The sequence below is a fragment of the Mesorhizobium sp. P2_E7 genome (genome assembly GCF_056403855.1).
The window spans coordinates 182390-206273 of record NZ_JBFUER010000005.1 but is presented as its reverse complement, the minus strand read 5'-3'; the positions used below and the strand labels follow the sequence as shown (position 1 = coordinate 206273).

The following is a 23884-nucleotide window of genomic DNA, read 5'->3' as shown; positions in this document are numbered from 1 at the left end:
GTCGACCCTCACTTGTTCCGGGCCCAATCTCAGCTGGCGGGTGCGTAGCGCAGCAGCGTTACGCCCTGGGCAAGGCTTTGCGTACCGAGCGGCAGCAAGGTCAGCGACAGACCGGACTGGAAGTACGGCGTGCCGCCGCCCAGCACGACCGGCTGCATATAGAGCCGGTATTCGTCGATCAGGCCCGCACGCGCGAATTGTGCGGCAAGATAGGCGCCGCTGACGGAGATTTCGCCCTTCGTCTGCGATTTGAGCTGGTTGGCAACGGTTTCGACGTCGCCGCCCGCCAACCGGGCATTGGGTCCGACGTCGCGAAGCGTCGTCGAAAACACGATCTTCGGGGTCTTTTGCCAGGCATCGGCAAAATCCCGCTCGACCTCTCCTCCGGTCTCCCGCTCGGGGCTGTCCCAAAAGCGCATCGCCTCATACATCCGGCGTCCGCAGAGCGCGATCGTGGTCCGCCGCATCTCGTCGTTGAAATGCCGGTGCAGTTCTTCCTCGGGCACCGGCAAGCCGATGTCGCCGGACGGCCCTTCGATATAGCCGTCCAGCGACGTCAGCATCGAGTAGACGATCTTTCCCATGCTGACCTCCGTCGATGCCCGCAGATTATATAGCTGATTGCATTTTGCAATCAGCTATCAAAGAGCGACTGGACTCGAGATGGATCACCAGGCAGGCCGACACCCGGGCCAGCAATTATGTTTGCCTCTCGGTGAACCTTAGCTCCGGCCGGGATGACCCACTCCTGAAAGGAACACTTTCAGGAGAGAGAAAATGTCTTCACCCCGTTATATCTTTCGCAACACGGCGACCGCTGTTGCCTTGATCGCAGCCGCGCTCGCCAGCACGTCAGCCCTTGCCGAACAGGCCAACATCAAGTCGATGTCTTTCGACACGCAGAGCGCCAACACCACGCTCCACGTCGTTTCGAGCGACAAGCAGAAATGGGACACGCTGAAGAGCGGCACCGTCCAGTTCTGGGGCCACATGAAGATCGATACGCGCTGGCCCGGCTACGTTCAGGATGTCGGTGTCGCACTCGGCATCTGCGGACCCAGCCAATGCGGTCCGTTTCCGCCGATCTGGAGCGCGGCGCCTGTCAGCCGTGACTACGACCACCAGGAAAACTTCGCCTTTGATCCGGCCACTTTACCCCTGTCGTCGGACACCGGCATTGCCATCGTGCCCTATGGCGACCAGATCATCGCCAAGTGCAACCAGCACCTGCAGGCTGACGGTCCAACGAAATCCTATTCGTTCAGCCACACGTTCGATGCCAGCTTCACAGCGCTTACCGACAAGGCGCTCGACATGGGCAATGCCGTCGCCGAAACCCAGCAGGGCAGCTGGCCCTATCCGCTTTTCGACTCGAACTACGCCGCGCATGGCACCTTCCAGGTGCAGGTCGTCTGCGACCCGGTGATCAAGCCCAATGTCCATGACATCACTGCCGATTTCGGCGAGTTCGAGGTCGAGAACGTCAAGCTGTTCCTGACCACCTACCAGTCGAACCAACAGGGCTCGACACCTGGCACGGTCTGTCCCTCGCTGAAGGTCACCAGCCGGGCGCAGGCCAACCAGGCCGGACCGGTCTCGATGCGCATCTGGCGACAGAAGGACGGCGGACCGATCACCTCCGAGTTCAAGCAGGCGTGGGCATCGTACGACGCGAGCAAGAACGGCTATTTCGCCAGCTATGAGAAATGGGAGAACGTCGGCGCCACGGCCTATTTCCAGTACAAGACCGAGATCGTCGGCAATGGACCGTTCGAACCCTTCGACGGCTGGAAGGATATCACCGTGCATTGCACCGGTGCCGGCGGCGGTGGCTTCACCGACACACCGCAGGCCGATCCCGACAACCCGCCGGCAAAGGCCGACTGGCAAGGCGAAGTGGTCGTTTCCGACAGCGCAGGAGCGAGAAAACTCTGCCCTCGCAAAGGTCAGGTCGCATTCGAAGTGAGCCGCGACGAGCCCGGCGCGTTTCACTATCGGATCGGCTGTTCGAACGGCGCCTTCTTCACCGGCACGACGGTCGCCTTCAATGATGGCGGCGTCTTCAAGGCAAGTGCTGCACATGATCTCAGCATCGTCAGGACCCGCTCGATCCAGTGCACCCTGCAGGAGATCAAGCAGAACGGCTCCATCGCCAGCGTCGATACCGACAAGGAGGATTTCACCTGCATAAAGCGCACCTCCGAACCGGAGGCCGACGATCTCGTCTCGAGCACGCGGCCGGACTTCGGCAAACCGAGACTGCCGCCGGTCATTGTCGATCCCGGCCGCAAATGCCTGCCCAGCCAGACATTGCTGCGCGGCAGATGCATCGACAAGCCGATCGTTGCCGCCTGCAAGAGCACCGAAAAGCTTGTCAACGGCAGGTGCATCGGTATCAGCATCCACTGTCTGCCAGGCTATCGTCAGGTCGGCTTGAAATGCGTGAGGAACCCTGTGGTCGCCGACCAGTGCAGGCGCGACGAATTGCGCATCAACGGCAAATGCGTGCGCAAGCCTCCCGTCGTCATCGACTGCAAACGCGGCTACCACCTCGTTGGCAAGGCATGCGTGAAGGACGCCGTCATCACCACTGGCTGCCGGACGACCGAAAAGCTGGTGCGTGGACATTGCGTGCCGAAGCCGCCCGTCAAGACGTTCAATCTGCAGAGATTGAAGCAAGGCAGCGGCAAGCTGTTTGCGCCGGGATTGGCCAAACCGCGCCGTCACGTGAACTGAAATCTGACGCTACAGACCTGGAGAGGCGGCCCACTGCCGCCTCTCTACATTGTGTGGACCAGCCACTCACACCGAATTCCTGTCGACAAGCGGCGTCGAGACGATTAGGGCGGAAGCAAGCTCAACAACGGGAAGCGGACATGGCCAGGAAGACCCTGATTGCGCCATCGGTGCTGGCGTCGGACTTTTCGAAGCTCGGCGATGAGGTCGAGGCGGTGGCCGCGGCCGGCGCCGACTGGATCCATCTCGACGTCATGGACGGCCATTTCGTGCCCAACATCACCTTCGGCCCGCCGGTGATCAAGGCCATCCGCAACCGCACCAAGGCCTTCTTCGACTGCCATCTGATGATTGCGCCGGCCGATCCCTATCTGGCCGCCTTTGCCGATGCCGGCTGCGACGGCCTGACCGTGCATGCCGAGGCCGGACCGCATCTCGACCGTTCGCTGCAGACCATCAAAGGTCTCGGCAAGAAGGCTGGTGTGTCGCTCAATCCGGCGACCCCGGAAAGCGCGATCGAATATGTGCTCGACCGGCTCGACCTGATCCTGATCATGACCGTCAATCCAGGCTTTGGCGGCCAGGCCTTCATCCCGGCCATGGTCGACAAGGTAAAGCGGGTCAAGGCGCTGATTGGCCACCGGCCGATCCGCATCGAGATTGACGGCGGCGTGTCGCCGGAGACAGCTCCCCTGGTCACATCGGCCGGCGCCGATGTGCTGGTGGCGGGCGCCGCTGTCTTCAAGGGCGGCAGCGTCGAAGCCTACCGGGCCAATATCGAAGCCATCCGAACCGCGGCCGACCGGGCTGCCGGCTGACATCAGTTTCAGGAAAAATCCCGACAGCTCTGCTTTCTCGGCCTGATCTTTCCAGCCAGCGAAATGTCCCAGAAAGCGGTCAACTGGCGGCAGTCGCCACGGCTGACCGTCGCGCCGGGCGAGGCGATCATGGCATCTGGCACTACATCTGGAGGCCAAAAATCTAGTGGACGAATGCCGAAGGTACCTACAGGAGGGGCCAGTTCGGCAATCTGACGCGCGTTAAGAAAAAATTACCCGTATTCCGGGCCTCGCAGCCGGGTCGCGAAGACGCGAGCCGCATCGCGGGACAAAGTTTCTTCACAAGAACAAGTTTTTCACGATATTCGTTACTTCCCCCGAGCAAGATGTGCAAACCTTCCTCTTTAAGTCGAATATCGTGATCTGTCCCTTGAGCCAGGGATGCCTTAAGGCATATAGTAAAAGTACAGGGGATTCGTTTGCTTCGCGAACGGGCAGGCGGAGCATGGGAGAGCGATAGGAGTCATTTTGACCTACGGATCTGCCGATATGAGCGAAGGCGCGGGGGCCAAGAGCACACTCGCCAGCACGGTCTATCAACAGCTTCGCGACGATCTCCTGCGCGGCGTGTTTGAAAGTGAAAGCAAGCTTCGTGTCGAATGGGTGGTTTCCCGTTACGGCGCCGGCGCTTCGCCGGTTCGCGAGGCTCTCAACCGGCTTGCTTCGGAAGGCCTGCTCGGCCGCCACGACCAGCGCGGTTTCTTCATCATGCCGGTCAGTGCACCGGAACTGGAGGAATTGACACGCACCCGCTGCTGGCTGGAAGAGCGGGCGCTGCGTGAATCCATTGCCAACCGCACCGGCGAATGGGAAGAGCAGTTGGTGCTGGCCTTGCATCGGCTGGCGCGCTCGCAGCGCCGTTTGCCGGAGGATCCGTCCTCGAACAATCCGGAGTGGGAAAAGCTGCATCGCGCCTTCCATCGGGCACTGATCGCGGGCTGCCGTTCGCATTGGCTGACCGGTTTTTGCGACCAGCTTTCCGATCAGGCCTCCCGCTACCGGCTGATCTCCCAGGATGGCAGTGAGCGCGACGAGATCGGCGAGCATCGCCTGATAGCCGAGCGCGCTGTGGATGGCGATGCCGATGGCGCCGTCGAAGCGCTGCTCAACCACTATCGCCTGACAGCAGCCATGTGCATGGAGCGCTTCAACGAGAGCGGCGATGCCCGGGCAAGCGCCAGCAAGTTGCTGCGCGGCCGCAGATAGCAACAACTTCCGTTTCGATCCGAAATCTGCTTGCTGCGGTTTTACCAAAAGCGGTTGTTTTTTTTCGGGGCCATGCGCTAGGGAAGACGCATGAGCAATCACCTGTTCGACGCCTTCCGCGACCGCATATCAGCGCCTGAGCGCGCCCTGATGGAAACCGATGACGGGCGCTCGATCCGCTATGGCGATATGCTCGTGCAATCGGCGCAGCTGGCGCATGCGCTGGTGCATTTCGCCGTCGAACCGGGCGACCGCGTCGCGGTGCAGGTCGAGAAAAGTCCCGAATGCATTTTCCTTTACCTCGCCTGTCTGCGCGCCGGCGCGGTCTTCCTGCCGCTCAACACCGCCTACACGCTGGCCGAACTCGGCTATTTCTTCGGCGATGCTGAACCGCGTCTGGTTGTCTGTGACCCAGCGCGGGCAGGTGATATCGCATCGCTGGCGCAGGCGTCGGGTGCCGTCACCGCCACGCTTGGCAGCAAGGGCGAGGGCTCGCTGACCGAACTGGCCGCGCAGCAGCCTGAGGATTTCGACGATGTGGGACGCAGGCCGGACGATCTGGCGGCGATCCTCTACACATCGGGCACGACAGGCCGCTCGAAGGGCGCCATGCTCAGCCACGAAAACCTGGCCTCCAATGCGCGCGTGCTGGTCGAGCAATGGCGCTTCACTGGGCAAGACGTGCTGATTCATGCGCTGCCGATCTTCCACACGCACGGCCTATTCGTCGCCACCAATGTCGTCCTGATGGCCGGCGCCTCCATGCTGTTCGAGCAGAAGTTCGACGCGGGCCGCATCGTCTCGCTTCTGCCGCGCGCGACCGTGCTGATGGGCGTGCCGACCTTCTATACCAGGCTGTTGCAGCAGGAAGGGGTCGACGCACAGGCGGCGAAGACCATCCGACTGTTCATTTCCGGCTCGGCGCCACTTCTCTCAGAAACGCACACGGCCTGGCGCGAGCGCACCGGCCACGCCATCCTTGAGCGCTACGGCATGACCGAGACCAACATGAATACCTCGAACCCGTATGAAGGCGAGCGCCGCGCCGGCACGGTCGGCTTCCCGCTGCCCGGCGTTTCGCTGCGCATCGCCGATCCCGACACCGGTGCTGCCCTTGGCCGGGGCGAGGTCGGCATGATCGAGGTCAAGGGGCCGAATGTCTTTTCCGGCTATTGGCGCATGCCGGAGAAAACCAAGGCGGAATTCCGCGCCGACGGCTTTTTCATCACCGGCGACCTCGGCATCGTCGATTCCGATGGCTACGTGCACATCGTTGGGCGCGGCAAGGACCTGATCATCTCCGGCGGCTACAACATCTATCCCAAGGAGATCGAGAGCGAGATCGACGCGCTTGCCGGCGTCTCGGAAAGTGCGGTCATCGGTCTTGCCCATCCCGATTTTGGCGAAGGTGTCACCGCCATCGTGGTGCGTGCGCCTGGCTCGCAGATTACCGGGGCCGAGATCGTTGGCGCCATCGCCGGCCAACTGGCGAAATACAAGCACCCGAAGCAGGTCATTTTCGTCGATGAATTGCCCCGCAACACGATGGGCAAGGTGCAAAAGAACCTGCTGCGCGAGACCTACAAGAGTCTCTACAGCCAATAGAAAGCCGGCTAACCACATGAACGTCAGACACTTCGCCTGACCACCTGTTCGCAGTTCGGCAGGGCCCTCCCTATCGGGGCGGCTTTGCAGTGCCGGAGCCCCACAAAGCGCGGTTCAGCAGGCTGCGTTTGCGCTTGCGCGGGACGAGGTCGACATCGCTGACAAGCTTGGCGCCGCCCTCACGCCTTTCCAGGGTGATCTTGCGGCTGTGGAAGGCCTCGAGCTCCGCGCGGTGCGCCACGCTGATGACGGTGACATCAGGCAGTTCGCGGATCACCGTCACCATCATCGTGTCCTGGCTCTTCTCGTCGAGCGCCGAAGTCGCTTCATCCAGCACCACGATGTCGGGGCGATGCAGCAGGAGGCGCGCGAAGGCGAGGCGCTGCTTCTCGCCGCCCGACAGCGTCTGGTCCCATGGCGCGTCTTCCCTGATCTTGTCGGTGAGATAGCCAAGCCCCACCTTGTCGAGGGCAGCCTTGATCTGCTTGATCGTCCACTTGTCCGCCGCCGCGGGATAGGCGACCGCGCGGCGAAGCGTACCGGTGGGGATGTAGGGGCGTTGTGGCAGCATGAACAGGCGCCTGTCGGTATGGAAATTGACGCTGCCACCGCCCCATGGCCACAGGCCCGCGACGGCCCGCACTAGCGTCGACTTGCCTGAACCAGATTCGCCAGCCACCAGCACCCGCTCGCCCGGCTCGATCACGACCTTGGTTTCCTTGACCACGGAGGTGCCGTCGTCGAGTGTCACGGAAAGATTGTCGAGGCTGAGGATGGCGCCGTCTTCGGTTTCGCCCCGGTTGATGCGTCCGAGCGCATCGCTCTGCTCGGCGCGCTCGAGCCCGTCGAGCGACATCATCAGCGAGGCAATGCGCCGCGCGGAGGCGTTCCAGTCGGCGAGACGCGGATAGTTGTCGACCAGCCAGCCGAACGCGCCTTGCACAATGCCAAAGGCAGACGCTGCCTGCATCACCTCGCCAAGCGTCATCGAGCCTTCGAGGAATTTTGGCGCGCACAGCAGGATCGGCACGACCGGCGCAAACAGGCTCGATCCCTGCGACACCGCCGCCGTGCGCATGTGCTGTCCGGTCAGCAGCGCCCATTGCCTCAGCACATGGCCGAAATTCCTGTCGATGCCGCCGCGCTCCTCCTCCTCGCCGCCCAGCAAGGCGATGCTCTCGCCGTTTTCGCGCACGCGCGTCAGCGTGTAGCGCAGTTCGGCCTCCGCCTGGTTCTTCCGCTCGGAGAGCTGGACGAAATTGCGGCCGATGACCACCATCGAGGTCGAGGTGATGGCGGCATAGATGATCGCGGTGATGACCAGGAAGCCGGGAATGGTGATGCTCTCGCCGCCGATCGGCAGGGTGAGCGCGCCGCCGATGGTCCACAGCACGACAATGAAGGTCGAGGCCGACAGGAACGCGTTGAGGACGCCGGCGATGAAGTCGACCGGCGACTCGGTGGCGATGCGCAGATCGTCGGTCATGCGGGCCTCGGGGTTCTGGTGGTCGCCGCCCACGAGGTTCAGCTGGTAGTAGCGGCCGTTTGCCAGCCAGCGCGCGACGACCCCGGTGGTCAGCCAGGAACGCCAGCGGCGCTGGATCGTCATGCGCAGGTAAACCTGCGCGACGACAAGGCTGCCGCTGCAGATCACCAGCGGCACGAATACGGCGCTGAGGAAATAGACTGTGCGGGCGTTGCGCTGCTCGAGGGCATCGAACATCGAGCGGTTCCAGACATTGATGCCATACTGGAAACCGATGTTGATGCAGATCAGCAGCAGCACTCCGATCGTGAATGGCCAGGCGAGCCGATCGCCGCGCCGGCTCCAGTAGCCGCGCGCGCTGATCCAGAAACGCCGCAGCAGGTATTTCTTGCGCGCCTGCTCGGCCTCTTCGGGCGTCAGCTGCGGATCGGGCTCGATAGCTTCCGGCGGCGGCGCGGCCTCGCCGACGAGCTCGGACGCTGCCTCGACGGTCGATGCCTTCTGGTCGCGCGACCTACCTTCGCGCGTTTGCCGGGGCGGCTTTTCCCGGCGAGGCTTCGCGGCATCGCGCGGTCTGATGCCGTCGGTCGGTTTCGATTTGGGTTTCGCCTCGGACATACGCTCCGACAACGGCCTCAAAATCAAAAGGTTTCATGGGAGATGGCACCAGCCCCGTCATTCCAGACCGAGCAGCTCCACGACATGGTCGGCGATCGCCAGGCTTGCCGTCAGACCAGGGCTCTCGATGCCGAACAGATTGACGATTTGCCCGGCGCCATGGTCGGCAGGCCCTTGGACGATGAAGTCGGCTGCCGGCTGGCCTGGACCGGATAGTTTTGGCCGGACGCCGGCATAGGCGGGCTGCAACGCACCATCAGTAAGGCTGGGCCAGTAGCGCCTGATCTCCTCATAAAAGGCAGTGCTTCGGCCCGGATCGACGGTATAGTCGACGCTGTCGATCCATTCGACATCAGGGCCAAAGCGCCCGCTCCCCGACATGTCGAGGGTCAGATGCACGCCGAGACCGCCTTGGACAGGCACCGGATAGATCAGCCGCGAAAAGGGCGACCGGCCGGACAGCGCGAAATAGTTGCCGCGCGCCAGCCATAGCGGCGGAACGAGGTCTTGCGGAAAACCCGCGATGCGGCCGGCCAATGCCTGGGCGTCGAGGCCGGCGGCGTTGACGAAGGCGCCGGCTTTGAGGCGGAACTTCTCACCATTGGCGTCGCGCGTGTCGATACGGATCCCATCGGTTTCGACGGCTGCGCTGACGATCGTGGTGAGCAAGGCTATGGAGGCGCCGGCGGCCTCGGCGCCGCCGCGCAACGACAGCATCAGCGCCTGGCTGTCGACAATGCCGGTCGACGGCGACAGCAGCGCAGCGGCGCATGTCAGCGCCGGTTCGAGATTTTCGGCCTCGCCGCGCGTCAAAAGGGTGAGGTCGCCCACTCCGCATTGCGCCGCGTTGGTCTGGATCGCCTGCAGCCTTTCCAACTGGTCGGGTTCGACGGCGACGATCAGCTTGCCGGTGCGCCGGTGGGCGACGTCGTGCTCGCGGCAGTAGGCATAGAGCAACTCGCGACCCGCGACGCAGAGGCGGGCTTTAAGGCTGCCCGGCGCATAGTGGAGCCCGGCATGGATGACTTCCGAGTTACGCGAACTGGTGCCTGTGCCGATGGCTGCGGCCTTCTCGACCACCAGCACTTCGCGGCCCGCCAGCGCCAGCGCACGGGCGATGGCGAGGCCGACAACACCTGCCCCGGCGACGACACAATCGACATCATGCATGGGTGGACTTTAGTGTGAACCGTTACTGCCTGCAAAAACCCTGTCGCCGCCGATCCACACGCCCTGGATGTCGAGATCGTCCGACAGAGCGACGATATCGGCCGCGGTGCCGTTGGCGAAGCGGCCGAGCCGGTGCGCCTGGCCGACTGCGTGCGCCGGATAGAGCGAGGCCATGCGCAAGGCTTCCGACAGGTCCAGTCCGACAATTCGGTGCACGTAGCGAACGGCCGAGATCATATCGAGATCGGCCCCGGCCAGCGTGCCGTCGGCCAGCCGCAGGCTGCCGTCCTTGCGATAGATGATGCGGCCGTTGAGCGTGAACGAGGTCATGTCGGTGCCGATCGTCGCCATGGCGTCGGTGACCAGCACGATCCTGCCGGGTCCCTGCTTGGCACGCAGCGCGATTGCCATGGTGGCCGGGTCGACATGGATGCCGTCGGCGATGATGCCTGCCGAGAGACCGCCTATGTCGATGGCGGCACCCGCCAGCCCCGGCTCGCGGTTGCCGATCTGGCTCATGGCGTTGAACAGATGCGTGACCACACTGGCGCCGGCATCGGCAAAGGCTTTTGCCGTGGCGTAGCCGGTGTCGGAGTGGCCGAGGCTGACGATGATGCCGGCCTTGGCAAGTGCGGCGACGCGGGCAGGCTCGACGGATTCGGGCGCGATCGTCGTCAGCAACACAGGCAGGTTTTTGCGCGCCGCGATCAGGGCCGCCTGATCAGCATCCGTCATCGGCCGGATCAGCGCCGGGTCATGCGCGCCCTTGCGGGCGACGGAGAGATGCGGGCCTTCGAGATGCAGGCCGAGAAAGCCCGGCAGCTTATGCCGTGCCGCCTCGGTGCCGGCGGCAATGGCAGCGGCGGTGATTGCGGGCGTGTCGGTAATCAGCGTCGCCAGCAGCGCCGTGGTGCCGAACGGCGCGTGCGCCCGGCAGATGGTTGCCAGCGAAGCGACATCGGGATGGTCGTTGAGCATGACGCCGCCGCCGCCATTAACCTGCAGGTCGACGAAGCCCGGCGCCAGCATGCCGCCGCCGGTGTCGATCCGGGCAACGCCGGACGGAATGGCGCCGACAGGATGGATGCCTTCGACCACGTCGCCGTGCACGAGCAGGGCGGCGTCATCATGCCAGTCGTCGCCATCGAAAATCCGGGCGCCAGTCAGGGCAAAATGGTCGCTCATACGGTTTCCGTCACCTTGCGCAGATTGCGCGGTACATCCGGATCGAGGCCGCGATGGCGGGCGAAGGCCTCAACGAAGCCATAGAAGGACACGATCAGCGTCAGCGGATCGGTCAAGGGATGACCGGTGGCGACATGCGGCAGCCGTGCGGCGCTCTTGGCTTTGTCCGAGGTTACAAAGACGGCCGCACCCTTGCCGGCGAGGTTGTCGGCGGCTTCGGCCACGGATGGCTCCGAGGCGTCGCGGGCGGCCAGTGCCAGCACCGGAAAGCCCGGCCCGACCAGCGCCAGCGGGCCGTGCATGACTTCGGCCGCGCTATAGGCCTCGGCATGCATGCCGCAGGTCTCCTTGAACTTCAGCGCCGCCTCGTTGGCCATCGCCGCGGACGGGCCACGGCCGAGAATGAACAGCGACTGCGGCGTCTCCAATGCGCCGGCCAGCGCCATCCAGTCGCAGGCGATCGCCTTGCTGAAATGCTCGGGCAGGCGGGCAAGCGCGGCCAGCAGCTTGTCGTCGCCGGTGCAATGCGCCATCAGGGCCAGCCCGGCCACCGCCGAATTGACGAAGGTCTTCGTCGCCGCAACGCTGCGCTCGGGCCCGGCCAGGATGTCGATGGCAAAATCCGAGGCCCGCGCCAACGGCGAATCCGCGGTGTTGGTGATGGCGACGGTGAGCGATCCGCCGGCCCGCGCCGTTTCGGCCATGGCGACAATGTCGGGGCTCTTGCCCGATTGCGAGATGGCGAGGCAGGCCGAGCCGGCGAGCTTGAGCTTGGCGCCGTAGATCGAGGCGATCGACGGGCCGACCGATGCCACGGCCAGACCGGCGGTCAGTTCGACGGCATATTTCATGAAGGTGGCGGCGTGGTCGGACGAGCCGCGCGCGACGGTAACGATGAAGCTCGGATCGCGCTCGCGAATGCCGCGCCCAGCTTCGGTCAGCACTGCCGCCGAGCCGTCGAGCAGGCGCGCCACGGCTTCCGGAATCTCGTCGATCTCGCGCCGCATATGGGTGGTGTTGGGGATCATGGTCGGCCCTCTTCGCTCGGCCCTGTCAGGCGCAGTTCGGCGACGAAATCATAGGCGTCGCCCCGGTAGATGGAGCGGGTGAATTCGATCACCTTGCCGCTCGCCAGATAGGAAATGCGTTCGATGTGCAGTCCGGCAATACCCGGCGGCACTTCGAGCAGACGCGCATCGGCGTCGCCGAGATTGGCGGCCGAGATGCGCTGCACCGCCCGCACCGGCCGGTTGCCGGTCAGTTCCAGAGCCGCATAGAGCGAGGAGCCGATGCCTGCCGGGTCGGGCAGCACGCTGGCCGACAGCGAGGCGCGCTCGATGGCCAGCGGCGTGTCGTTGGCGATGCGCAGACGCGACACGCGCGCTACCAGTTCGTTCGACGAAAGGCCGAGCACCATCATCTCGTCGGGCGAGGGCGCATAGAGGCCGCGGTCGAGCCAGACCGAACGCACCGCCATGCCGCGCCGCGCCATGTCTTCGGTGAAAGAGGTGAGCCGCGACAGCGACTGCTCGACGCGCTCCATGCGCGGCGCGACGAAAGTACCGGAGCCGTGGCGCTGCACCAGGATGCCGCCCTTGACCAGATCCTGCACCGCCTTGCGCACGGTGACGCGCGAAATGTCGGCCTTGGTCGCGATGTCGCGCTCGGAAGGCAGCGCGTCGCCCGGTCCGATCAGACCTCGATTGACGGCATCCTCGATGCTTTTCCGCAGCTGCAGATAGAGCGGCGCCCCGCTCTGCGACGATTGCTTCAGCGTGGCGAAGATCTGGTCGGCGGCCTCGCTCATCGAGCCGCCTCCGCTTTGGCGAAGATGCGGGCCGCCATCTGCACGGCGCCGCCAAGCGCATCGTCGAGCGGCGCCTTGAGCAACACCTGATAGCGCTGCGAAAGGCGCGGCGCATAGAGCGGCGCCAGCCCGCCGAGCAGGCAGAGCGGCGCGTTTTGCGAGAGGTCGAGCGCGCCAAGCGATGCCTCGACATCGGCGACCGCCTTGTCGACGATCCAGTTGGCGACGGCGTCGCCCTTCTCGGCATGCTCGAACACCTTGGGCGCGAAGCCGCCGAAATCGCCTGGCTTGGCATTGGTGGTGAATTCGACCACGTCTTCGGGATTGTTGCGGAAGGTGGCCATCATGCTGTCGGTCAGGGCTGAGCGCGGGCGGACACCGTCATGGGCAAGCAGCGTCTGTTCGAGCAGATCGCGGCCAATGCGGGCGCCGCTGCCCTGGTCGCCGACCTGGAACCCCCAGCCGCCAATGGCGCGGGATACCCCGCTCTTGCGCGCCATATAGGCGGTGCCGGTGCCGAGAATGGCCATGGCGCCGTCACCGGAGCCGACTGCGCCTTCCAGCGCGATCTCGGCGTCGGTCTCGACGCGGCTGATGCTGAACGGCAGGATCGCTTCGAGCTGCTGCCGGTAGGTGCCGACATTGGCGCCGGCGAGGCCGAGAATGGCTGGTGTCTGCGGGATCAGGTCCGGATTCTGGCCTGCAGCGATGAAGGCTTGGCGCGCCGACTCGACAATATGAGTGCGGGCGCCGGTGAGATCGGTGCGAATGTTGGCGGCGCCGCTTTTGGCGCGGCCAATGACAGCGCCATCGCCTGTCGCAAGGGCTGCCCTGCAGCTGGTGCCGCCGCCATCGATACCGAGCACGAAATTCACGCGATTTCTCCTCGGGGCGGATAATACCAATAAAATACCAATAGCCAAGGATTAATTTCCGTTTCAAAAAGATTAAGATGTATTTTATTGAAAAACCTAGGAAATTCGTCGGCTCAGCGATTTCTGGCACTCAAATCCGTTAATGCGTGTGGACAAGTGGTATTTTTTTGGTATTGTTCGTTCATCGGAGGGACAGGGATGGCCGAACCGCGCACCGAAGCGCTTCACAGGAATGCCGAGGGACTGGACATCCAGGCCCCGGACACCATCCTTTCTTCGCTCGCCAATGCACAGATCGAGGCCGCCAAGGCCGTCCGCGACGCCATTCCCGCCATCGCTGCCGCGGCCGAGATCATCGCCGGCCGGCTGAACGGCGGCGGCAAGCTCGCCTATGCGGCGGCCGGCAGCTCCGGCCTGATGGCGCTGGCCGACGCGCTGGAATTGCCCGGCACGTTCGGCATCAAGCGCGAGCGCATCGTCATCCTGATCGCCGGTGGCGACGAGGCCTTCAAGACATTGGCCGGCGGACCCGAGGACGACACAGATGAGGCCTCGGCGGCTGTTGCCGGCGCGGGCATCGGCAAGGGCGACTGCCTGATCGCGATTTCGGCCAGCGGCTCGACACCCTATGCGGTCCAGGCGCTGAAGGATGCGCGCGACCGGGGCGCAGCGACCATCGCCATTGCCAACAACAAGGACACGCCGCTTCTGAAGCTGGCCGACGTTGCCATCCTGCTGGAGACACCGCCGGAGGTGATTGCCGGCTCGACGCGCATGGGCGCCGGCACCGCGCAGAAGATCGCGCTCAACATGCTGTCGACGCTGACCGCCATCCATCTCGGCCATGTCCATGACGGCTACATGGTCAATCTCACTGCCGACAACATCAAGCTGCGCGACCGCGCGGCCCGCATCGTCGCCGCCATCAGCGGCCACGACAGGCAAGATGCCGCGCGCCTGCTCGAAGCGAGCGGCGGCGTTGTCAAAACCGCCATTCTGCTCGCCGCCGGCGCCGCCAACGCCGATGTGGCCGAGAAGATACTGGAAAGGACCGGCCAGAAGCTCAGGCCAGCCCTTTCCGCGATCGAGGGGAACAAGGGCGCGAAGGCCCCTGTTCTCAAAACCGAACCTGAAAAAGGTCAACAGGGAGACTAGCATGACAACGAAACTACTGACGGCACTGCTTCTCGGCACCAGCATTCTCGGCACCGCCGGGTTGGCTCACGCCGCTGACGTTACCCTCAACATCGAAAGCTGGCGCGGCGACGACCTCACCATCTGGAAGGACAAGCTGATCCCCGCCTTCGAAGCCAAGAACCCGGGCATCAAGGTGGTGTTCGCTCCTTCGGCGCCGACCGAATATGACGCCGCTCTCGGCGCCAAGCTCGCCGCCGGCTCGGCTGGCGACCTGATCACCTGCCGCCCGTTCGACAAGTCGCTCGAACTGTTCAAGAAGGGCAACCTCGCCGATCTGTCGGCGCTGCCCGGCATGGAAAACTTCTCGCCTGTCGCCAAGGCCGCGTGGCAGACCGACGACGGCAAGGCGAGCTTCTGCGTGCCGATGGCCTCGGTCATCCACGGTTTCATCTACAACAAGGACGCCTTCGACAAGCTCGGCATCAAGGTGCCGACGACGCGTGACGAATTCTTCGCCGCGCTCGACAAGATCAAGGCCGACGGCACCTACATCCCGATGGCGATGGGCACCAAGGATCTCTGGGAAGCCGCGACCATGGGCTACCAGAACATCGGCCCGAACTACTGGAAGGGCGAGGACGGCCGCGCAGCCCTCATCAAGGGCGAGCAGAAGCTGACCGACGCCGACTGGGTCGCGCCCTATGCCGAACTGGCCAAGTGGAAGCCCTACCTCGGCGACGGCTTCGAAGCCCAGACCTACCCGGACAGCCAGAACCTGTTCACGCTCGGCCGCGCCGCCATCTACCCGGCCGGCTCGTGGGAGATCGGCCTGTTCAACACCCAGGCGCAGTTCAAGATGGGCGCCTTCCCGCCGCCGGTCGAGAAGGCCGGCGACACCTGCTACATCTCCGACCATACCGATATCGGCATGGGCCTGAATGCAGCGTCGAAGAATGCCGATGCGGCCAAGACCTTCCTGTCCTGGGTCGCCTCGCCGGACTTCGCCACCATCTACGCCAACGCACTGCCGGGCTTCTTCAGCCTGAATTCCAACCCGGTGAAGATGGAAGACCCGCTGGCGCAGGAATTCGTCTCGTGGCGCGACAAGTGCAAGTCGACGATCCGTTCGACCTACCAGATCCTGTCGCGCGGCACACCGAACCTGGAAAACGAGACGTGGGTTGAGTCGGCCAACGTCATCAACGGCACCGACACGCCGGAAGCTGCGGCCAAGAAGCTGCAGGACGGCCTCGACAGCTGGTACAAGCCGGGCAAGTAAGAGCTCAGAGACAGACCGGCCGGGCGCACGCCCGGCCGGCCTTCACTTTACAGATTGCGATTGTCGGCACTGCCTCTCGGCCTTACCCTCTTGTCTTGTGGGGAAAGGCTAGCTGACCAGTCGCAGGCCTTCGTCCTGCCCATGCCGGGGCAAGGACATCGGGGCCGTGCATCAAGGCATCATCTGGCATTGACACCCTTTTGGAACCGAGAGACGGCGGGGACCGAACTCATGGCCGCAGAAACACGACCGAAACGACCGTTCCGCTGGCATATCGGCGTCTTCCTGGCGCCGGCGCTGCTGGTCTATACGGCGATCATGATCCTGCCGCTGGCCGGCACGCTGCAACTGTCGCTGTTCCGCAACATCGAGCAGCATCAGGTGTTCGTCGGCTTTGCCAATTTCCGCACCCTGTTCGGCGACCCCAACTGGTCGGTCAATTTCTGGAACGCGCTGCGCAACAATGTCTGGTTCTTCATCATCCACATGCTGGTGCAGAACCCGATTGGCGTCATGCTGGCGGCATTGCTGTCCAGCCCGCGGCTGAGGTTCGCCGCCTTCTACCGCACGGCGATCTTCGTGCCGACCATCCTGTCCTTCGTCATCGTCGGCTTCGCCTGGAAGCTGATCCTGTCGCCGCTGTGGGGCGTGGCGCCGCATCTGATGGACCTGGTCGGCCTGAAAAGCCTGTTCACGCCATGGTTGGGCAAAGAACAATATGCGCTGACCGCGCTCAGCCTGATCTCGGTGTGGCAGTTCATCGGCATCCCGATGATGCTGATCTATGCAGCGTTGCTGTCGATCCCCGAGGAGGTGATCGAGGCGGCCGAATGCGATGGCATCACCGGCATGTCGCAGTTCTGGAAGATCAAGCTGCCGCTCATCCTGCCGTCGATCGGCATCATCTCGATCCTCACCTTCGTCGGCAATTTCAACGCCTTCGACCTGATCTACACCGCGCAAGGGGCGCTGGCCGGGCCGAACTATTCGACCGATATTCTGGGCACCTTCCTCTACCGCGCCTTCTTCGGCTTCCAGCTGCAGGTCGGCGATCCCAACATGGGCGCTGCGATCGCCACGATGATGTTCCTGATCATCCTCGGCGGCGTCTGCGTCTACCTCTTCCTCGTGCAGACGCGCCTGCGTCGCTACCAGTTCTGAGAGGGCGAGATGTCGAGTTTGAACACCCCCCTCTGCCTTGCCAGGCATCTCCCCCTCAAGGGGGGAGATCAGATGTCATCACTGCTTTCGCCAATCACCAACGTTGCAAGGTGGACGGCAGGGTCAATGCTGCCAATCTCCCCCCTTGAGGGGGAGATGTCCGGCAGGACAGAGGGGGGTGCCCTGGCGCCGACCCGTCAGGAGACCGTCCAATGAGCACTGCAACCCGTTCGCTACCTCGCACCATCGGCGCCCACGCGATCTTGCTGACCTACACAGTGATCGCGCTGTTCCCGGTGATCCTGGTCATCATGAATTCGTTCAAATCCCGCGCCGGCATCTTCAGCGAGCCGCTGACGCCGCCGACGCCGAAAACTTTCGACCTGATCGGCTACAACACGGTGATCGGCCAGGGCGACTTCATCCACTATTTCCAGAACAGTCTCGTCGTCACCGTCGCCTCGCTGTTCTTCGTGCTTCTGTTCGGCGCCATGGCGGCGTTTGCGCTGTCGGAATACCGCTTCCGCGGCAACACGCTGATGGGGCTTTATCTCGCGCTCGGCATCATGATCCCGATCCGGCTCGGCACCGTCGCCATCCTGCAATTGATGGTGGCAAGCGGGCTGGTCAACACGCTGACGGCGCTGATCCTGGTCTACACCGCGCAAGGCCTGCCGCTGGCCGTGTTCATCCTGTCGGAATTCATGAAGCAGGTGTCCGACGATCTGAAGAATGCCGGCCGTATCGACGGCCTGTCGGAATACACCATATTCTTCCGGCTGGTGCTGCCGCTGGTCAGGCCCTCGATGGCGACCGTCGCCGTCTTCACCATGATCCCGATCTGGAACGATCTGTGGTTTCCGCTGATCCTGGCCCCGTCGGAAGAGACCAAGACGGTGACGCTCGGCGCGCAGCTGTTCCTCGGCCAGTTCGTCACCAACTGGAACGCCATCCTGGCAGCGCTCTCGCTGGCGATCATGCCGGTGCTGATCCTCTACGTCATCTTCTCGCGGCAGCTGATCCGCGGCATCACTTCCGGAGCCGTCAAGTGAGTTTAGAAAAGCGTCTTCGCGTCGTTGTCGCCGGCCTCGGCAATATGGGCCGCAGCCATGCATTGGCCTATCACACCAATCCGGGATTTGAGATCGCGGCGCTGATCAACCGTTCCGACGTGCCGCTTCCGGATGGACTGTCGGGCTATGGCATAAGGCGCTCTTTCGACGACGCCTTGCGCGACGAAAAACCCGATGTCGCCTGCATCGCCACCTATTCCGACAGCCATGCCGACTATGCGGTGAAGGCATTCGAGGCAGGTTGCCACGTCTTTGTCGAAAAGCCGCTGGCAACGACGGTGGCCGACGCCAAGCGCGTCGTCGCGGCGGCCAAGGCGAACGGCAAAAAGCTGGTGATCGGCTACATCCTGCGCCATCACCCGTCCTGGGTCAGGCTGATCGCCGAAGCGCGCAAGCTCGGCGGCCCTTACGTTTTTCGCATGAACCTCAACCAGCAGTCGTCGGGCCCGACCTGGCAGACGCACAAGCAGCTGATGCAGACGACGTCGCCGATCGTCGACTGCGGCGTGCACTATCTCGACGTGATGCTGCAGATCACCGACGCCAAACCGGTCGAGGTGCGCGGCATGGGGCTGCGGCTGACCGAGGAAATAGCGCCGACCATGTACAATTACGGCCATCTGCAGGTGCTGTTCGATGACGGCTCGGTCGGCTGGTACGAGGCTGCCTGGGGGCCGATGATCTCGGAAACGGCGTTCTTCGTGAAGGACGTGATTTCGCCCAACGGCTGCGTATCGATCGTCATGAAGGAAGGCGTGAAGTCCGACGACATCGACACCCACACCAAGACCTCGACCATTCGCCTGCACAGTGCCGCGACCGGCGCCGACGGCAAATTCGCCAGGCCGGACGAAATGCTGTCGATGGAAGGCGAACCCGGCCACCAGGACCTCTGCGACCTCGAACAGGCCTTTGTGCTGAAGGCGATCCGGGAAGACATCGATCTGACCCGCCACATGGACGACGCGGTGAAATCGCTCGCCGTCTGCCTTGCCGCCGATGAGAGCGTGCGCAGCGGCGCCCCAATTAAACTCTAGGTAGAGTCAAACTCTAGAACAAGGACGAAGCCGTGGGCTCGCTGGTAATCGAGAATGTGAAGAAGGCCTTCGGGCCGGTCGAGGTGCTGAAAGGCATCAACCTCGAAGTGACCGACGGCGAATTCGTCGTCTTCGTCGGCCCGTCGGGCTGCGGCAAGTCGACTTTGCTGCGGGTCATTGCCGGGCTGGAGGATTCGACCTCGGGCCGGGTGGTGATCGACGGCGCCGATGTTTCGGCGACACCGCCCGCCAAACGCGGCATCGCCATGGTGTTCCAGACCTATGCGCTCTACCCGCATCTGACGGTGAAGAACAATATGGGCCTTGGCCTGAAACAGGCCGGCACGCCCGCCCCAGAGATCGATCGCCGCATCGGCATCGCCTCGTCGATGCTGTCGCTGGAGCCTTATCTGGAGCGGAGGCCGGCGGAACTGTCGGGCGGCCAGCGCCAGCGCGTCGCCATCGGCCGCGCCGTGGTGCGCGAGCCGAAACTGTTTCTGTTCGACGAGCCGCTGTCGAACCTCGATGCCGCGCTGCGCGTCAACACGCGGCTGGAGATCGCGCAGCTGCACCGGCGGCTGAAGGCGACGATGATCTACGTCACCCACGACCAGGTCGAGGCTATGACGCTGGCCGACAAGATCGTCGTGCTCAATGCCGGCAAGATCGAGCAGATCGGCGGACCGATGGAGCTCTACAATTCGCCGGCAAATGAATTCGTCGCCGGCTTCATCGGCTCGCCGAAGATGAACTTCATCGACGGTGCGCGGCTGGGCGAAACAGCCAAGACCATTGGCGTGCGTCCGGAGCATCTGACCGTCGATGCGAAGTCCGGCGCCTGGAAGGGCACTGTCGTGCACGCCGAACATCTCGGCGCCGACACCAACCTCTATCTCGACTGCGAGAAGGCCGGGCTGATCACGGTGCGCATTTTCGGTGTGTACGATGCCGAGCCCGGTGCAACGCTTTACGCGACGCCGGAACCGGGGAAGACGTATCGGTTCGGGGCGGACGGGAAAACGATCAAGTAATCCGCTGCGGACAGCAAGACGGCGATCAGACCGCGCCGAGCAGCACCGCGCCGTGAATGGCCGCCTGCCAGCCCAGGGCCGCCCAGCGTATGTCCAGGGGCTGGACAAGAAGCGAGTGCGGCAGGCTGTCCGCGACGCGCTGCTTGAGCGTCTGGCGGGGATAGGACTTCATGTCGACGATCCCGCCGCCGATCAGGATCGTCTGCGGGGAAAACAAAGCGGCCGCCGTTGCGATGGTCACCGCTTGCTGCCAGACGATCTCGTCGAGCCATTCGCGCAGTGACGGCGGCTGCCCGGTCGCCGAAAACAGATCGGCCACCGGGATATCGTAATCCGCTGCAAGGTCGACGAGCGTTGCCCCCGAAGCATAGGTCTCGACCCGGTTTGGCGGTCCGCTTTCGTCGGGCCGGTAGACGGGTATGTGGCCGATCTCGAGCGCCCAGCCGCCGCCCCTGAAAATGCCTTCCTTGCCGAGATAGGCCGCACCGATGCCGGTGCCGAGATAGACCGCCAGCACTTCCTTTTGCTGCTTCACCGCGCCGGCAACGCTTTCGCCCAGCAATTGCAGCACAACGTCGCGTTCGAGCCGAACCGGAATACCAAGCCTGGATGCCAGTTCCGAGCCCAGCCGGATGCCATTCAGCTCGGGAATGTTGGCCGTGTGCAGCACCGTGTCGAAATCGCGGTCGATGAAACCCGGCACAGTCGCAACGACGCGTGCTGGCTTGAGACCGGAATCGCGGCAGGCTGCGGTGACGGCGTCGGCCAGTTCCGCCATCGGCGCGCCTTGGCGCAATTGTGCGGTCGGATAGGTGCGGGCGAAATCCACCGGATTGCCGTGGTCGGCGAAGCCAACCTTGACCGACGTGCCGCCGATCTCGACCACGGCAATCGTGTCATCAGTCGCTTTGTCGGTCATGCGAGCGTTTCCAGAAATTCCGAAAGACAGGCGCGGAATTCCCGCTGGTAGGCTACGCGATCCTGCGATTTGGCGGTGATGGTGCAAAGCCGGGCCGACGGAATGAGCCCGGCCAGCACCTGCGCATCGGCCAGACGATGGACAAGGTCATGGTCATGGCCGATGACCAGGGTCGGCACCGCGATGGCGCGGATGTCGGCCTCGCTCACGCCCGGACCATCGCCGGCGATTGCCACCAGAAGCGTGCCGAACAGAAGCGGGTCCGGGCGAGTGAAGAAGCCTTGCAGGCTGCTGAGATTGTCCGGCGCCAGCCTGGCCAGCTCTGCAGCAACTGCGCTGTCATCGAACAGCCGTCTGGCATCGTCGGGCGAATGGCGCATCAAGAGCTCGCCGACCACGGCATAGGGCCTCATATTGGCCGGCGCCGGCTGGGACACCCAGGCAGGGCGTGCGAGTACCAGCGCGCGCACGCGCGCCGGCCTGTGCACTGCCAGGCGCAGGGCCAGCGCTGCGCCCATCGAGATGCCGCCGACAACAGCCGATCCGATGCCGAGATCGTCGGCCAGTGCTTCGACGTCCTCGGCGAACGTTGCAATCGATAGCCGCTCGACCGGCCCGTAGCCGGAGCCACCCTGGCCCCGGCATTCCAGCGTCAGGCGCCGTGCCTGAGGCAGATCGGGAAACACGTCGGCGACCTGCGCCTCATCGCCGCCAAGGCCATGCTGAAATATGACGGGAAGGCCGGCGCCGGCATCCCGGTAGGCAAGGTCGACGCCATCGCGGCTGAAGGTCTGTTTCACGCGTTTCCGCTTTCTTCGAGGACGCTGCGAAGGAAGGCGCCGACGCCAGGCGTCTCGGCCTCGGTCAGGCCATGCGTGATCAGAGGACCATCAAACCCGGCGGCTTTCAGGCGGCCGATGAAATGCGGGAAATCGACCACACCCTGTCCGGCGGCGGCAAAGCTGCCATCGGCATGGCGGTCCTTGGCATGGGCCATGCCGATCTCCGCGGCCAGCAGATCGACAGCCTCGTCGATCAGGCGATGACGCTCGGCTTTGTCGGCCACTTCGAACAGATTGGCCGGGTCGAGCACGATCCGCAGGCGCTTGCTCTTCATCTCGTCGAGCAGTCGGCGAGCCGCCTTCGCACTCGAGACGACATTGGCGAGTTCCGGTTCGATGCCAAGCTCGATGTCGAAGCGCTCGGCAATCGCGATCGCCGCTTCCATCTCCGTCCGAAGGTCGCTCCACGCCGCCTCTGTGGCATTGTCTGGGTGCCAGCGCCATTGGTCCTCGGCATCCCTGGTGCCGGTGCACAATGTGATCAACCTTGTGCCCATATCGGCGCATGACCCGGCGAGCACCTCAAGCCGGGCAAGACCTGACACGCGAACCGAGCGATCCGGGTGGATCATGTTGTAGGTTCCAGACACGGCCGCAATCGCAACACCGGTCTGGCTGCTCGCCTCAGCGACGGATCGAGCCACATCGGGCTCGATGCTGTCCGGCATCGACGGCAAGCCAAGGCACGCCATGTTGAACTGCGCCGCCGCGTAGCCGGCATCCGCCACCGCGCGCAGCACCGGCAAGGCGCCGGCGGCGGCGAAGGTCTTGGCGAAGATACCAAGCTGCATCACACCACCCCGTCGACATCGGCGAGATTGACGGCGCGGCCGCCGGCAGCGGCGGAGCGGGCGATTGCCGCCATTCCCCGGACCGAGGCGATGCCGTCCTCGATGCCGGCGCCAACCATGGGCGCGCCGTGGAGCACGACATCGGCAAAACCTTCGATCTGGCGGCGATAGAAATGACCGTCCGCGCCAAGCGTGCGATGCCAGCTGCCATCGGCCTCGCGGAAAATGTCGACCTCGCTGCTCTTGTAGTACCAGGGGTTATAGGTCTTCGCGAGAACGCTGCCGTTCTGGCCGTAGATCTGGAACCCTTCATGCCAGTCCATGCGAACGGCGACCGTCAGGTCGAGGTGGCCGACCGAACCGTCGGCGAAGATGGCGGTGACGAACCAGCAATAGGCGCCATAGCGCTCGGTGAGCCGGGCCTCGACGGCCTCGATCGGCCCATGCAGATGGCGCGCTGTGTCGAGGAGATGGCTGCCATGCGCCAGCATGTAGTACTGGCGCAGATCCGCCTTGGGGTTGACCGACGGCTTGCGCGCCTTGGCGCTGGTGATGATGAGCGGCTGCACCGCGTCAGTCATCGGGTAGCGGTGGGTGCTGTCGCAATACCAGCCCTTGAAGGCCAGCCGCTCGCCCATCTCATCGTCGACGAAGGCCTTTGCCGCCTGGATGCCCGGATCGAAGCGCTTCATGTGGCCGACCTGAAGCACCTTGCCGCTCCTGTCGAGCGCAGCCCGCAAGCCTTCGACTTCCTCGACGGAGACGCCCAGCGGCTTTTCGCACAGCACATGCTTGCCGCCATCGAGCGCCAGTTCCGCTGCCTTGACGTGAAACGTGTCCGAGGTCGCGATGATGACGGCGTCGAGGTCGGGATCGGCCAGCATCTGGCCGTAGTCGGCATAGGATTTTTCAGGCGCGTAGGTCGCCGCCATCCTGTCGCGCAGATCGTCGGCGACATCGCAGATGGCATAGAGATCGGCATTGCGCGCCTTGGTGCAGGATTCGAAATGCGCGGCCTGCGCAATCGGACCGCAGCCGAGCACGCCGACACGCAGCCGCTTTTCGTCTTTGCGATGCATGGAATCTC

21 protein-coding genes are annotated in these 23884 nt (G+C 63.9%); 10 read left to right on the top strand and 11 right to left on the bottom strand.

The genetic code is table 11. From position 1 onward, the window contains the following. Window positions 1–29 precede the first annotated feature (29 nt). On the bottom strand, window positions 30–584 hold the full coding sequence (locus AC1DYC_RS23965) for a dihydrofolate reductase family protein (protein ID WP_477410271.1): 555 nt from the start codon (window positions 582–584) through the stop codon (window positions 30–32). A gap of 193 nt (window positions 585–777) precedes the next feature. Here AC1DYC_RS23965 and AC1DYC_RS23960 point away from each other — a divergent pair, with 193 nt between their 5' ends. From AC1DYC_RS23960 to AC1DYC_RS23945, 4 genes are all read left to right on the top strand, one after another. Further along, a complete protein-coding gene (locus tag AC1DYC_RS23960) occupies window positions 778–2736 on the top strand; it encodes a hypothetical protein (RefSeq protein ID WP_477410270.1) in 1959 nt (652 codons plus the stop codon). A gap of 140 nt (window positions 2737–2876) precedes the next feature. Next, window positions 2877–3554: a ribulose-phosphate 3-epimerase gene (gene rpe / locus AC1DYC_RS23955; protein ID WP_477410269.1), complete on the top strand. Its 678-nt coding sequence runs from the start codon at window positions 2877–2879 to the stop codon at window positions 3552–3554. Between the two features lie 489 nt (window positions 3555–4043). Next, window positions 4044–4781, top strand: a complete 738-nt coding sequence (locus AC1DYC_RS23950) for a GntR family transcriptional regulator (RefSeq protein ID WP_477306528.1) — start codon at window positions 4044–4046, stop codon at window positions 4779–4781. A gap of 90 nt (window positions 4782–4871) precedes the next feature. Then, a complete protein-coding gene (locus AC1DYC_RS23945) occupies window positions 4872–6386 on the top strand; it encodes a malonate--CoA ligase (RefSeq protein ID WP_477410268.1) in 1515 nt (504 codons plus the stop codon). Between the two features lie 70 nt (window positions 6387–6456). Here AC1DYC_RS23945 and AC1DYC_RS23940 read toward each other — a convergent pair whose 3' ends face one another. Genes AC1DYC_RS23940 through AC1DYC_RS23915 form a run of 6 tightly spaced genes read right to left on the bottom strand, consistent with a single transcriptional unit; the run spans window position 6457 to window position 13527 of the window. Next, window positions 6457–8490, bottom strand: a complete 2034-nt coding sequence (locus AC1DYC_RS23940) for an ABC transporter ATP-binding protein/permease (RefSeq protein ID WP_477410267.1) — start codon at window positions 8488–8490, stop codon at window positions 6457–6459. 57 nt (window positions 8491–8547) lie between these two features. Further along, complete coding sequence (locus tag AC1DYC_RS23935) at window positions 8548–9660, bottom strand: NAD(P)/FAD-dependent oxidoreductase (protein WP_477410266.1); 1113 nt, start codon at window positions 9658–9660, stop codon at window positions 8548–8550. 9 nt (window positions 9661–9669) lie between these two features. After that, window positions 9670–10845, bottom strand: coding sequence for an N-acetylglucosamine-6-phosphate deacetylase (gene nagA / locus AC1DYC_RS23930; RefSeq protein ID WP_477410265.1), 1176 nt, complete (start codon window positions 10843–10845; stop codon window positions 9670–9672). After that, complete coding sequence (locus tag AC1DYC_RS23925; RefSeq protein WP_477410264.1) at window positions 10842–11873, bottom strand: SIS domain-containing protein; 1032 nt, start codon at window positions 11871–11873, stop codon at window positions 10842–10844. The genes nagA and AC1DYC_RS23925 overlap by 4 nt, the downstream gene beginning before the upstream one ends. Continuing rightward, window positions 11870–12652 carry a GntR family transcriptional regulator gene (locus tag AC1DYC_RS23920; protein WP_477410263.1) on the bottom strand — a complete coding sequence of 261 codons (783 nt, stop codon included), beginning with the start codon at window positions 12650–12652 and terminating at the stop codon, window positions 11870–11872. The genes AC1DYC_RS23925 and AC1DYC_RS23920 overlap by 4 nt, the downstream gene beginning before the upstream one ends. Next, window positions 12649–13527 (bottom strand): glucosamine kinase nucleotide-binding domain-containing protein, encoded by an 879-nt coding sequence (locus AC1DYC_RS23915; protein WP_477410262.1) that lies wholly within the window; start codon window positions 13525–13527, stop codon window positions 12649–12651. The genes AC1DYC_RS23920 and AC1DYC_RS23915 overlap by 4 nt, the downstream gene beginning before the upstream one ends. A 198-nt stretch (window positions 13528–13725) precedes the next feature. Between AC1DYC_RS23915 and AC1DYC_RS23910 the strand changes: the two genes are divergently transcribed. The 6 genes from AC1DYC_RS23910 to AC1DYC_RS23885 all read left to right on the top strand — a co-directional run bounded on the left by AC1DYC_RS23910 (window position 13726) and on the right by AC1DYC_RS23885 (window position 20245). Then, window positions 13726–14682 (top strand): N-acetylmuramic acid 6-phosphate etherase, encoded by a 957-nt coding sequence (locus AC1DYC_RS23910; RefSeq protein ID WP_477410261.1) that lies wholly within the window; start codon window positions 13726–13728, stop codon window positions 14680–14682. 1 nt (window position 14683) lies between these two features. Next, the gene (locus AC1DYC_RS23905) at window positions 14684–15943 is read left to right on the top strand and encodes an ABC transporter substrate-binding protein (RefSeq protein WP_477306510.1); all 1260 of its coding nucleotides are present in this window, start codon (window positions 14684–14686) and stop codon (window positions 15941–15943) included. Window positions 15944–16174: 231 nt separating this feature from the next. After that, entirely contained in the window at window positions 16175–17104 is a 930-nt protein-coding gene (locus AC1DYC_RS23900) for a carbohydrate ABC transporter permease (RefSeq protein WP_477410260.1), read from the top strand. 212 nt (window positions 17105–17316) lie between these two features. After that, on the top strand, window positions 17317–18156 hold the full coding sequence (locus AC1DYC_RS23895) for a carbohydrate ABC transporter permease (RefSeq protein WP_454575885.1): 840 nt from the start codon (window positions 17317–17319) through the stop codon (window positions 18154–18156). Next, entirely contained in the window at window positions 18153–19214 is a 1062-nt protein-coding gene (locus tag AC1DYC_RS23890) for a Gfo/Idh/MocA family protein (RefSeq protein WP_477410259.1), read from the top strand. The genes AC1DYC_RS23895 and AC1DYC_RS23890 overlap by 4 nt, the downstream gene beginning before the upstream one ends. Window positions 19215–19246: 32 nt before the next feature. Continuing rightward, complete coding sequence (locus AC1DYC_RS23885; RefSeq protein ID WP_477410258.1) at window positions 19247–20245, top strand: ABC transporter ATP-binding protein; 999 nt, start codon at window positions 19247–19249, stop codon at window positions 20243–20245. 25 nt (window positions 20246–20270) lie between these two features. Here AC1DYC_RS23885 and AC1DYC_RS23880 read toward each other — a convergent pair whose 3' ends face one another. From AC1DYC_RS23880 to AC1DYC_RS23865, 4 genes are read right to left on the bottom strand one after another with little or no spacing between them, the layout of a single operon-like run. Further along, window positions 20271–21164, bottom strand: coding sequence for an ROK family protein (locus tag AC1DYC_RS23880; RefSeq protein WP_477410257.1), 894 nt, complete (start codon window positions 21162–21164; stop codon window positions 20271–20273). Then, a complete protein-coding gene (locus AC1DYC_RS23875) occupies window positions 21161–21964 on the bottom strand; it encodes an alpha/beta fold hydrolase (RefSeq protein WP_477410256.1) in 804 nt (267 codons plus the stop codon). The genes AC1DYC_RS23880 and AC1DYC_RS23875 overlap by 4 nt, the downstream gene beginning before the upstream one ends. Then, window positions 21961–22797: a sugar phosphate isomerase/epimerase family protein gene (locus AC1DYC_RS23870; protein ID WP_477410255.1), complete on the bottom strand. Its 837-nt coding sequence runs from the start codon at window positions 22795–22797 to the stop codon at window positions 21961–21963. The genes AC1DYC_RS23875 and AC1DYC_RS23870 overlap by 4 nt, the downstream gene beginning before the upstream one ends. Then, a complete protein-coding gene (locus AC1DYC_RS23865) occupies window positions 22797–23876 on the bottom strand; it encodes a Gfo/Idh/MocA family protein (RefSeq protein ID WP_477410254.1) in 1080 nt (359 codons plus the stop codon). Before AC1DYC_RS23865 ends, AC1DYC_RS23870 begins: the two co-directional genes overlap by 1 nt. Window positions 23877–23884 lie beyond the last annotated feature (8 nt).

Bases quoted from the DNA above. Each gene is read 5' to 3' on its own strand.
- AC1DYC_RS23870 (WP_477410255.1), bottom strand. From the start codon at position 22,797: ATGCAGCTTGGTATCTTCGCCAAGACCTTCGCCGCCGCCGGCGCCTTG.
- AC1DYC_RS23960 (WP_477410270.1), top strand. From the start codon at position 778: ATGTCTTCACCCCGTTATATCTTTCGCAACACGGCGACCGCTGTTGCC.
- AC1DYC_RS23940 (WP_477410267.1), bottom strand. From the start codon at position 8,490: ATGTCCGAGGCGAAACCCAAATCGAAACCGACCGACGGCATCAGACCG.
- AC1DYC_RS23895 (WP_454575885.1), top strand. From the start codon at position 17,317: ATGAGCACTGCAACCCGTTCGCTACCTCGCACCATCGGCGCCCACGCG.
- AC1DYC_RS23865 (WP_477410254.1), bottom strand. From the start codon at position 23,876: ATGCATCGCAAAGACGAAAAGCGGCTGCGTGTCGGCGTGCTCGGCTGC.
- AC1DYC_RS23910 (WP_477410261.1), top strand. From the start codon at position 13,726: ATGGCCGAACCGCGCACCGAAGCGCTTCACAGGAATGCCGAGGGACTG.
- AC1DYC_RS23905 (WP_477306510.1), top strand. From the start codon at position 14,684: ATGACAACGAAACTACTGACGGCACTGCTTCTCGGCACCAGCATTCTC.
- AC1DYC_RS23935 (WP_477410266.1), bottom strand. From the start codon at position 9,660: ATGCATGATGTCGATTGTGTCGTCGCCGGGGCAGGTGTTGTCGGCCTC.
- AC1DYC_RS23880 (WP_477410257.1), bottom strand. From the start codon at position 21,164: ATGACCGACAAAGCGACTGATGACACGATTGCCGTGGTCGAGATCGGC.
- AC1DYC_RS23900 (WP_477410260.1), top strand. From the start codon at position 16,175: ATGGCCGCAGAAACACGACCGAAACGACCGTTCCGCTGGCATATCGGC.
- AC1DYC_RS23965 (WP_477410271.1), bottom strand. From the start codon at position 584: ATGGGAAAGATCGTCTACTCGATGCTGACGTCGCTGGACGGCTATATC.
- AC1DYC_RS23920 (WP_477410263.1), bottom strand. From the start codon at position 12,652: ATGAGCGAGGCCGCCGACCAGATCTTCGCCACGCTGAAGCAATCGTCG.
- rpe (WP_477410269.1), top strand. From the start codon at position 2,877: ATGGCCAGGAAGACCCTGATTGCGCCATCGGTGCTGGCGTCGGACTTT.
- AC1DYC_RS23945 (WP_477410268.1), top strand. From the start codon at position 4,872: ATGAGCAATCACCTGTTCGACGCCTTCCGCGACCGCATATCAGCGCCT.
- AC1DYC_RS23925 (WP_477410264.1), bottom strand. From the start codon at position 11,873: ATGATCCCCAACACCACCCATATGCGGCGCGAGATCGACGAGATTCCG.
- nagA (WP_477410265.1), bottom strand. From the start codon at position 10,845: ATGAGCGACCATTTTGCCCTGACTGGCGCCCGGATTTTCGATGGCGAC.